The following is a 9762-nucleotide window of genomic DNA, read 5'->3' as shown; positions in this document are numbered from 1 at the left end:
GCCACATGGCCCGCCCGCCGCGCCGCCGGAACTACTCGATCGCCACCAGCTCCGCGCCTTCCGTGACCTGGTCGCCGATGGCGTAGAACACCTCGGCGACCTTGCCGTCGGCCGGCGCCGAGATGGTGTGCTCCATCTTCATGGCTTCCATGACCAGCAGCGGCTGGCCCTTCTCGACCGTGTCGCCGGCCTTGACGGCGATAGAGATGATCTTGCCCGGCATGGGCGCGGTCAGGCCGCCGCCGTGCTCGCCCTGCGTGTCCTGCGAGTGCGCCAGCGGATCGTACAGTTCCAGCGCGTGAGAGCCGGCGTCGGTGAAGACGTAGGCGCGGTCGGCGTGCAGCGCCACGGTGCCGGCGCTTTCATGGCCGCCCAGCGTGACGCGCAGGCCAAAGGCGCCGCCGGCGTTGGCCTGCGCGCGCCACAGGAACGGTTGCGGGCCGTCGCCGGCGTCCAGGGTCCAGTCCTTGCCGTGGCGGGCGATGGCGACGCGGCGCGTTTCGCCGTTGTCCACCCATTGCAGCTCGCGGCGGTACTGGCCGCCCAGGCGCCAGCCGTCGCGCGCGGCCCAGGGATCGGCCGAGGTTTGCGTGGCCGCCCCTGGCTGGGCCAGGCCCTGGCGCGCCAGCACGGCGGCGCTGGCCAGCGCCAGCGCGTCGGCGCCGGCCGGTTGCGGCGCGGGCAGCAGGGTTTCGCGCTGGCGTTCGATCAGGCCGGTGTCCAGGTCGGCGGCGGCGAAGGCGCTGTCGCGCATCAGGCGCGACAGGAAGGCGACGTTGGTCTGCACGCCCACGGCCTGCGTCTGCGCCAGCGCCTGCAGCATGCGGGCGCGGGCCTGGTCACGGTCGGCGCCGCGCACGATCAGCTTGGCGATCATGGGGTCGTAGAACGGCGTGATGGTGTCGCCCATGCGCACGCCGCCGTCCACGCGGATGTCGCCGTTGGCGAAGGCCGTGTGCGCGGGCAGGCCCAGGTAGGCCAGCGTGCCGATGGACGGCAGGAAACCCTTTTCGGGATTCTCGGCGTAGATGCGGGCCTCGATGGCATGGCCTTCGATGCGCAGGTCTTCCTGGCGCGCCGGCAGCGGCTGGCCGGCGGCCACGCGCAACTGCCATTCGACCAGGTCGTGGCCGGTGATCATCTCGGTGACCGGATGCTCGACCTGCAGGCGCGTGTTCATTTCCATGAAGTAGAAGCGACCGTCGGGCTCGGCGATGAACTCCACCGTGCCGGCGCCCACATAGCCCACCGCGCGCGCGGCGGCCACGGCGGCCTCGCCCATGGCGCGGCGGCGTTCCTCGGTCATGCCGGGCGCGGGCGCTTCCTCGATCACTTTCTGGTGACGGCGCTGCACCGAGCAGTCGCGCTCGAACAGGTAGACGCAGTTGCCCTGCGTGTCGGCGAAGACCTGGATCTCGATGTGGCGCGGCTTCTGCAGGTAGCGCTCGATCAGCACGCGGTCGTCGCCGAAGCTGGAGGCGGCCTCGCGCTGGCAGGAGGCCAGCGCGTCGAGGAAGGCGCCGGACGATTCGACCACGCGCATGCCCTTGCCGCCGCCGCCGGCGCTGGCCTTGATCAGCACCGGATAGCCGATGGCGTCGGCCTGCGTCTTGAGGAACTGCGGATCCTGGTTGTCGCCGTGGTAGCCGGGCACCAGCGGCACGCCGGCTTTTTCCATCAGCGACTTGGCGGCGGACTTGCTGCCCATGGCGGCGATGGCCGAGGCCGGCGGACCGACGAAGGCGATGCCGGCGTCGGTGGCGGCCTGGGCGAAGGCTTCGTTTTCCGACAGGAAGCCGTAGCCGGGATGGATGGCCTGCGCGCCGGTGTCGCGCGCGGCCTGCAGGATGGCGTCGGCGCGCAGGTAGCTGGCGCGCGGCTCGGGGCCGCCGATGTGCACGGCCACGTCGCAGGCGGCGACGTGGCGCGCGTTGGCGTCGGCATCGGAATACACCGCGACGGTGCGGATGCCCAGGCGGCGGGCGGTGGCGGCCACGCGGCAGGCGATTTCGCCGCGGTTGGCAATCAGCAAAGTATCGAACATGGAGTTCATCCAGGCGGGATTGTTCTGGGTCTGCGCGAGAGGCGGCTGCGCCGCCCTACATCCGGAATACGCCGAAGCGCGTGTCTTCGATCGGGGCGTTGAGCGCGGCCGACAGCGCCAGGCCCAGCACGCGGCGCGTGTCGGCCGGGGCGATGATGCCGTCGTCCCACAGGCGCGCGGTGGCGTAGTACGGATGGCCTTCGCGTTCGTACTGCTCGCGGATGGGCGCCTTGAACGCGTCTTCCTCGGCCGCCGGCCAGTTGCCGCCGCGCGCCTCGATGCCGTCGCGCTTGACGGTGGCCAGCACGCTGGCGGCCTGCTCGCCGCCCATGACCGAGATGCGCGCGTTGGGCCACATGAACAACATGCGCGGCGAATAGGCGCGGCCGCACATGCCGTAGTTGCCGGCGCCGAACGAGCCGCCGATCAGCACGGTGAACTTGGGCACGGCGGCGGTGGCCACGGCCGTCACCATCTTGGCGCCGTGACGCGCGATGCCTTCGTTCTCGTACTTGCGGCCGACCATGAAGCCGGTGATGTTCTGCAGGAACACCAGCGGGATCTTGCGCTGCGCGCACAGCTCGATGAAGTGCGCGCCCTTCTGCGCCGACTCCGAGAACAGGATGCCGTTGTTGGCCACGATGCCCACCGGCATGCCCTGGATGTGGGCAAAGCCCGTGACCAGCGTGGGGCCGAAGCGGGCCTTGAACTCGTCGAATTCCGAGCCGTCGACGATGCGCGCGATGACCTCGCGCACGTCATAGGGCTTGCGGGTGTCGGCCGGGATGATGCCGTTCAGTTCGGACGGGTCGTAGCGCGGTTCGCGCACGGGCTGCAGCGCCAGCGGCTGCGGTTTTTGCAGGTTCAGCCGCGCGACGGCGTTGCGCGCCAGTTGCAGCGCGTGCATGTCGTTGGCGGCCAGGTGATCGACCACGCCGGACAGGCGCGTGTGCACGTCGCCGCCGCCCAGGTCCTCGGCGCTGACTTCCTCGCCGGTGGCGGCCTTCACGAGCGGCGGGCCGCCCAGGAAGATGGTGCCCTGGTTCTTGACGATGATGGACTCGTCGCTCATGGCGGGCACGTAGGCGCCGCCGGCGGTGCAGGACCCCATCACCACCGCGATCTGCGCGATGCCCTGGGCCGACATGGTGGCCTGGTTGTAGAAGATGCGGCCGAAGTGGTCGCGGTCGGGGAAGACCTCGTCCTGGCGCGGCAGGTTGGCGCCGCCGGAGTCGACCAGGTAGACGCAGGGCAGGCGGTTCTGCGCGGCGATCTCCTGTGCGCGCAGGTGCTTCTTGACCGTCAGCGGGTAGTAGGTGCCGCCCTTGACGGTGGCGTCGTTGCACACGATCACGCATTCCGTGCCCGACACGCGGCCGATGCCGGTGATGACGCCGGCGCCCGGCGCCTCGCCCTCATACATGCCGTGCGCCGCCATCGGCGACAGTTCCAGGAAGGGGCTGCCCGGATCGATCAGCTGTTCGACGCGGTCGCGCGGCAGCAGCTTGCCGCGCGCCACGTGCTTGGCGCGCGCGGCCTCGTTGCCGCCCAGCGCGGTCTGCGCCAGCTGCTGGTTCAGGTCGTCCAGCTGCGCCTGCATGGCGCGGGCGTTGTCGGTGTAGTCCTGCGATCGCGTATTGATGCGGGATTCGATGATGGGCATGGGGTTCCACCCGTCCTGCTGGTTGGGATTTGAAGGCGCTCGGGGAGCGGTTTGTCTCGCCGCCCGGTGGTCCGGGCATGGTTGTCGGTATCGCGTGGCGTTGCTGCCTGGGACTGCGCGGATATCGTTGCGCCTCTGCGGGCCGTGGCGGCAGCAGGCGCAGCGGCATCCGTTTCCGGGACGGGCGAGTAGCCCGCCCCGGAAAGCGGAGCGGGGTGCGGGATCAGACCATCTCGATGGCCATCGCCACGGCTTCGCCGCCGCCGATGCACAGCGTGGCCACGCCGCGCTTGCCGCCGGTCTTGCGCAGCGCGCCGACCAGGGTGGCCATCAGGCGGGCGCCCGAGGCGCCGATCGGGTGGCCCAGGGCGGTGGCGCCGCCGTGGACGTTGACCTTGTCATGCGGGAGCTTGAAGTCGGTCATGGCGGCCATGGTGACCACGGCGAAGGCTTCGTTGATCTCGTACAGGTCCACGTCCTCGGCCTTCCAGCCGGTCTTGGCGAACAGGTTCTTCAGCGCGCCGACGGGGGCGGTGGTGAACCAGTTCGGTTCCTGCGAGTGCTGGCTGTGGGCCACGATGCGGGCCAGCGGCTTGACGCCGAGTTTTTCGGCGGTGGACGCGCGCATCAGCACCATGGCGGCGGCGCCGTCGGAGATCGACGAGGAGTTGGCGGCGGTGACGGTGCCGTCCTTCTTGAAGGCGGGCTTCAGGGTGGGGATCTTTTCCGGCATGGCCTTGGTGGGGGCCTCGTCGGTGTCGATCACGGTGTCGCCCTTGCGGCCGGCCACGGTGACGGGGGCGATTTCCCACTTGAAGCTGCCGTCTTCCGAGGCGGCGCGGGCGCGGCGCAGCGATTCCAGCGAGAAGGCGTCCTGCTGTTCGCGGGTGAAGGAATACTTGGACGCGCAGTCCTCGGCGAACACGCCCATGGCCTTGCCCTTGTCGTAGGCGTCTTCCAGGCCGTCCAGCGCCATGTGGTCGTACACGGTGCTGTGGCCGTAGCGGTAGCCCTGGCGGCCCTTGAGCATCAGGTAGGGGGCGTTGCTCATGCTTTCCTGGCCGCCGGCCACCACGATGGTGGCGCTGCCCGAGGCCAGCAGGTCGTGGCCGAACATGGCGGCCTTCAGGCCCGAACCGCAGACCTTGTGGATGGTGGTGCAAGCCACGCCCAGCGGCAGGCCCGCGCCCAGCGCGGCCTGGCGGGCGGGCGCCTGGCCCTGGCCGGCCTGCAGCACGTTGCCCATGATGACTTCGTCGACCTGTTCGGGCTTGATGCCGGCGCGCTCGACGGCCGCCTTGATGGCGACCGAGCCGAGTTCGTGCGCGGCCAGGCCGGACAGGCTGCCCAGCATGCCGCCCATGGGCGTGCGGGCGACGGAAACGATAACGATGGGATCTGACATGGCTAGCTCCTGTGAGGTTCTGGTCAGCTCGGGGTTTGCGAGGCTGCGCCCGCCGCCGCGTGGATGTCCGCGGCGTGTCGGGGGCGCAGTCGCCTGTCTGTATCGTAAGGGAAAAATTCCTCGATCCTGCCTTGCGCCACGTGCGCGCGGCAGGCTTGCCACCATTCCGGTTCGAGCAGCTCGGCGTGGTGGCCCATGAAAGCGGCGCGCACGCGCGCGTCGCCGAGTAGGAATCGTCCGAACTCCTCGGGGAATACGTCGTTCGGGCCGATGGCGTACCAGGGTTCCGACGACAGTTCCGCCTCTTCGTTCGGGGCGGGCGGGATGCGGCGGAAATTCATTTCCGTCATGCGCTGGATTTCGTCGTAGTCATAGAACACGACCCGGCCCAGGCGCGTGACGCCGAAATTCTTGTACAGCATGTCGCCGGGGAAGATGTTGGCCGCGGCCAGCTGCCGGATCGCGTCGCCGTACTCGCGCACCGCCGGTTCCAGCAGCGCGTCGGGCGCCTGCTGCAGGTACAGGTTCAGCGGCGTCATGCGGCGTTCGATGTAGACGTGACGGATGACCACGGTGTCGGCGGTTTCCTCGATCAGGTCGGGCACCAGGCGGCGCAGCTCGTCCAGCAGGGCCGGCGCGAAGCGCGCGCGCGGCAGCGCGACCTGCGAGTATTCCCAGGTGTCGGCCATGCGGCCGACGCGGTCGTGCAGCTTGACCATCTGGTACTTGCGCCGCACGGTGGCGTGGTCCATGCCGTCCTTGTCGATGCGGTCCTTGATCAGCTTGAATACATAGGGATAGGACGGCAGCGTGAACACGCACATCACCATGCCCTTGATGCCGGGCGCGATGTCGAAGGCGTCGCGCGAATGCGCCAGGTGGTGCAGGAAGTCGCGGTAGAACAGCGTCTTGCCCTGCTTCTGCAGGCCGATCATGGTGTACAGCTCGGCCTTGGGCTTGCGCGGCAGCAGCGTGGACAGGAAATTGACCACGGCGGCCGGCGTTTCCATGTCCACCAGGAAATAGGCGCGCGTGAAGCTGAACAGCGTGCTCAGGTCGTCGGCGCCCAGCAGCAGCGCGTCCAGCGTCACCTGTCCGGCCGGGTTGCGCGTGAGCGCCACGGCGAAGGGGTAGACGGTGGTCTGGTTGATCAGACGGCCGACGATGTAGGCGCCCTTGTTGCGGAAGAACAGCGAGCCCAGCGCATGGATCTGGCAGTCGCTGGCGATGCGCCGGCCGACGTGGCGGGGCAGCTGCGCGCGCAGTTGCTTGACGGCGGCGCGGGCCAGCAGGCGCGTGTCGCGCGGCAGGTCCTCGAACGGCAGCGCCAGCCCGAAGTCGGCCACCATGCGGATCAGGCTTTTCTGCAGGCCGTCGGCCACCGGGTAATAGACCCGGTAGGACGGCATGCTGCTGTCCAGGTAGTCGGTGGCCACCGCCGGGCGCACGAACAGGAAATCGTTGTGGAAGTAGTCGCGGTGCAGGATGCGGCAGGACACCGAGTTGAAGAAGGTCTCGGCGCACTCGGGCTGGCGGTGGTCCGCCAGCAGGCCGACGAATTCCTGCTTCACCTGCTGCCAGAACGCGGTCTGCGCCTGGTCCAGCGCGGCGGGCGCGCCGCCGTCCGGGCCGTTGCCGCCATTCGTGGCGGGCTTGCCGTTGGTTGCGCCGCCGGCGCCATTCGCGGCGGATTTACCGTTGGCCGCATCCGCGCCGTTCAGGGGCAGCGCGCCGCCCGGCCGGCCGCGCAGCGCGCCTTCCAGCTGCGCGGTGCATTCGCGCACGCGCATGTCGTAGTACTCGATGCGCTCGCGCGACAGGCGCTGGATGCCGTGCCAGTCGCCCGATTCATACAGCGACTTGGCGCGCTGCGCGCTGTAGCGGAACAGCGCGTAGTGGCGGTCGAAGCCGGCCAGGATGCGCTGGGCGACGTCGCGCGGCGAGGGCCCGGGAACGGGCGCCTGCTCGATGCGCTGGACGTCGGACATGCGGATCATGGCGGCACGCGGGCGGGGCGGTGGATCAGGCCGTTTCGGCGAACAGCTCGCGGCCGATCAGCATGCGGCGGATTTCGCTGGTGCCGGCGCCGATCTCGTAGAGCTTGGCGTCGCGCCACAGGCGGCCCACCGGGTATTCATTGATGTAGCCGTTGCCGCCCAGGATCTGCACGCCCTCGCCCGCCATCCAGGTGGCTTTCTCGGCGGTGTACAGGATCAGCGCGGCACAGTCCTTGCGCACCTGGCGCACGTGTTCGGCGCCCAGGCGGTCCAGGTTCTTGCCGACCTGGTAGCAGAACGCGCGGCTGGCCTGCAGCGTGGTGTACAGGTCGGCGACCTTGCCCTGGATCAGCTGGAATTCGCCGATGGCCTGGCCGAACTGCTTGCGGTCGTGGATATAGGGCACCACCACGTCCATCACGGCCTGCATGATGCCGACCGGGCCGCCGGACAGCACGGCGCGCTCGTAGTCCAGGCCGCTCATCAGCACCTTGACGCCGCCGTTGACCTGGCCCAGCACGTTTTCCTCGGGGATCTCGCAGTCCTGGAACACCAGCTCGCCGGTGTGGCTGCCGCGCATGCCCAGCTTGTCCAGCTTCTGCGCCACCGAGAAGCCCTTGAAGCCCTTTTCCACCAGGAAGGCGGTGATGCCGCGCTGGTGCGCCTCGGGATCGGTCTTGGCGTAGACCACCAGGGTGTCGGCGTCGGGGCCGTTGGTGATCCACATTTTGGTGCCGTTGAGCACGTAGCGGTCGCCTTTCTTGTCGGCACGCAGCTTCATGCTGACCACGTCGGAGCCGGCGCCCGGCTCGCTCATGGCCAGCGCGCCGACGTGCTCGCCGGAAATCAGCTTGGGCAGGTATCTGGTTTTTTGCGCGGCGGTGCCGTTGCGGTTGATCTGGTTCACGCACAGATTGGAGTGCGCGCCGTAGGACAGGCCGATCGAGGCGCTGGCGCGCGAGATTTCCTCCATCGCCACCATGTGGGCCAGGTAGCCCATGTTGGCGCCGCCGTATTCCTCGCCGACGGTCATGCCCAGCACGCCCAGGTCCCCGAACTTGCGCCACAGATCCATCGGGAACTGATCGCTGCGGTCGACTTCGGCGGCGCGCGGGGCGATCTCGGCGGTGGCGAAAGTGCGCACCGCATCGCGCAGCATATCCAGGTCTTCGCCCAGGTCGAAGTTCAGTCCGGGAAGATTCATCGATGTCTCCGTGATAGTAGGTACTTACATGTTCTTGTAGGCGCCAACTACCGCGCCAGATCCGTCGCGTGCTCGCATCATGCGCCGAACCGTCGTCGCCGCGCAATGATGCACCGCAAATATTACGTTTACGTAAACGTAAATTAGATTGGGGTTTTCCCTAGGCAAATGATTGTGTGCCGGTCACGGTGTCTGAGTATTATCGGGCTCCTGTTTTATTTCGAAACATTGCAACGGAGTTGGCGGTGCCCGAACTATCGAACCTGGAAGACATCGTGGCGCTGCGGCGCGATCTGCACGCCCATCCGGAGCTGTGCTACGAAGAGCACCGCACCGCCCAGGTGGTGGCCGACACGCTGCGTGGCTGGGGCATCGAGGTCCATACCGGCATCGCCAAGACCGGCGTGGTCGGCGTGCTGCGCCAGGGCAAGTCGGACCGCGCCATCATGCTGCGCGCCGACATGGACGCCCTGCCGATGCAGGAGGAAAACCAGTTCGAACACCGTTCGCGCCATGACGGCAAGATGCACGGCTGCGGCCACGACGGCCACACCGCCATGCTGCTGGCCGCGGCCCGCCATCTGCAGCAGCACGGCGGCTTCGACGGCACGGTGTACCTGTGCTTCCAGCCGGCCGAGGAAGGCGGCGCCGGCGCCCGCGCCATGATCCAGGACGGGCTGTTCGAGCGCTTCCCCTGCGAGGCCGTGTTCGGCATGCACAACTGGCCGGGCATGGAAGCCGGCACGTTCGGCGTCTGCGCCGGCCCCATGATGGCGGCGGCCAATGGCTTCAAGATCACCGTGCGCGGCAAGGGCGGCCATGCGTCCGCGCCGCAGGACTGCGCCGACCCCGTGCCCGCGTTGTTCGCCATCGGCCAGGCGTTCCAGACCATCCTGACGCGTAGCAAGCGTCCGCTGGACGCGGCCGTGCTGTCCATCACCCAGGTCCAGGCCGGCGGCAGCGTGATCAACGTGATTCCCGACAGCGCCTGGCTGGGCGGTTCGGTGCGCGCCTACAGCGATGACGTGGTCGGCCTGATCGAGCGCCGCATGCACGAGATCTCCGGCAGCATCGCCGCCGCGCACGGCTGCGAGGCCGAGGTCTATTTCCAGCGCCGCTATCCGGCGCTGGTCAATACCGAGGCCGAGACGGCGTTCTGCCTGGAGGTGGCGCGTGAAGTGGCCGGCGAAGGCCGCGCCCGGATCATCGAGCCCGCCATGGCCTCCGAGGACTTCGCGTTCCTGCTGCAGGCCAAGCCCGGCTGCTACATCTTCCTGGGCAACGGTGACGGCGACCACCGCCATGCCGGCCACGGCCTGGGCCCCTGCATGCTGCACAACGCGAGCTACGACTTCAACGACGCGCTGATCGCGCCGGGCGCGAGCTACTGGGTGCGGCTGGCGCAGCGCTATCTGGCGGCCTGAGCCCGTTTCCAAATCCATGGCGGCC

At 68.8% G+C, this 9762-nt stretch carries 6 protein-coding genes; 1 reads left to right on the top strand and 5 read right to left on the bottom strand.

Annotated features, from left to right (window positions below):
- Positions 1–31: 31 nt before the first annotated feature.
- The 5 genes from AC6LJ9_RS18935 to AC6LJ9_RS18915 form a co-directional block, all read right to left on the bottom strand.
- The gene (locus AC6LJ9_RS18935) at positions 32–2044 is read right to left on the bottom strand and encodes an acetyl/propionyl/methylcrotonyl-CoA carboxylase subunit alpha (RefSeq protein ID WP_498148761.1); all 2013 of its coding nucleotides are present in this window, start codon (positions 2042–2044) and stop codon (positions 32–34) included.
- A gap of 55 nt (positions 2045–2099) precedes the next feature.
- On the bottom strand, positions 2100–3707 hold the full coding sequence (locus AC6LJ9_RS18930; protein WP_498148760.1) for a carboxyl transferase domain-containing protein: 1608 nt from the start codon (positions 3705–3707) through the stop codon (positions 2100–2102).
- Between the two features lie 223 nt (positions 3708–3930).
- Positions 3931–5112 carry an acetyl-CoA C-acetyltransferase gene (locus AC6LJ9_RS18925; RefSeq protein WP_103271919.1) on the bottom strand — a complete coding sequence of 394 codons (1182 nt, stop codon included), beginning with the start codon at positions 5110–5112 and terminating at the stop codon, positions 3931–3933.
- A 23-nt stretch (positions 5113–5135) separates the two neighbouring features.
- Positions 5136–7109, bottom strand: coding sequence for a bifunctional isocitrate dehydrogenase kinase/phosphatase (aceK, locus tag AC6LJ9_RS18920; protein ID WP_498148759.1), 1974 nt, complete (start codon positions 7107–7109; stop codon positions 5136–5138).
- A 25-nt stretch (positions 7110–7134) separates the two neighbouring features.
- Positions 7135–8313 (bottom strand): isovaleryl-CoA dehydrogenase, encoded by a 1179-nt coding sequence (locus AC6LJ9_RS18915; protein ID WP_498148758.1) that lies wholly within the window; start codon positions 8311–8313, stop codon positions 7135–7137.
- A 245-nt stretch (positions 8314–8558) separates the two neighbouring features.
- Here AC6LJ9_RS18915 and AC6LJ9_RS18910 point away from each other — a divergent pair, with 245 nt between their 5' ends.
- A complete protein-coding gene (locus AC6LJ9_RS18910; RefSeq protein ID WP_498148757.1) occupies positions 8559–9737 on the top strand; it encodes a M20 aminoacylase family protein in 1179 nt (392 codons plus the stop codon).
- The last annotated feature ends 25 nt before the right edge of the window (positions 9738–9762 follow it).

Source organism: Achromobacter sp. 1011811831, from assembly GCF_059760905.1.
Note: the sequence above shows the minus strand (reverse complement) of the source record. Positions and strands in the feature narration are given on the sequence as shown.

What these genes read in the sequence shown, in the direction of transcription:
- AC6LJ9_RS18935 (WP_498148761.1), bottom strand. Translation starts at nt 2,044, where the DNA reads ATGTTCGATACTTTGCTGATTGCCAACCGCGGCGAAATCGCCTGCCGC.
- AC6LJ9_RS18930 (WP_498148760.1), bottom strand. Translation starts at nt 3,707, where the DNA reads ATGCCCATCATCGAATCCCGCATCAATACGCGATCGCAGGACTACACC.
- AC6LJ9_RS18925 (WP_103271919.1), bottom strand. Translation starts at nt 5,112, where the DNA reads ATGTCAGATCCCATCGTTATCGTTTCCGTCGCCCGCACGCCCATGGGC.
- aceK (WP_498148759.1), bottom strand. Translation starts at nt 7,109, where the DNA reads ATGATCCGCATGTCCGACGTCCAGCGCATCGAGCAGGCGCCCGTTCCC.
- AC6LJ9_RS18915 (WP_498148758.1), bottom strand. Translation starts at nt 8,313, where the DNA reads ATGAATCTTCCCGGACTGAACTTCGACCTGGGCGAAGACCTGGATATG.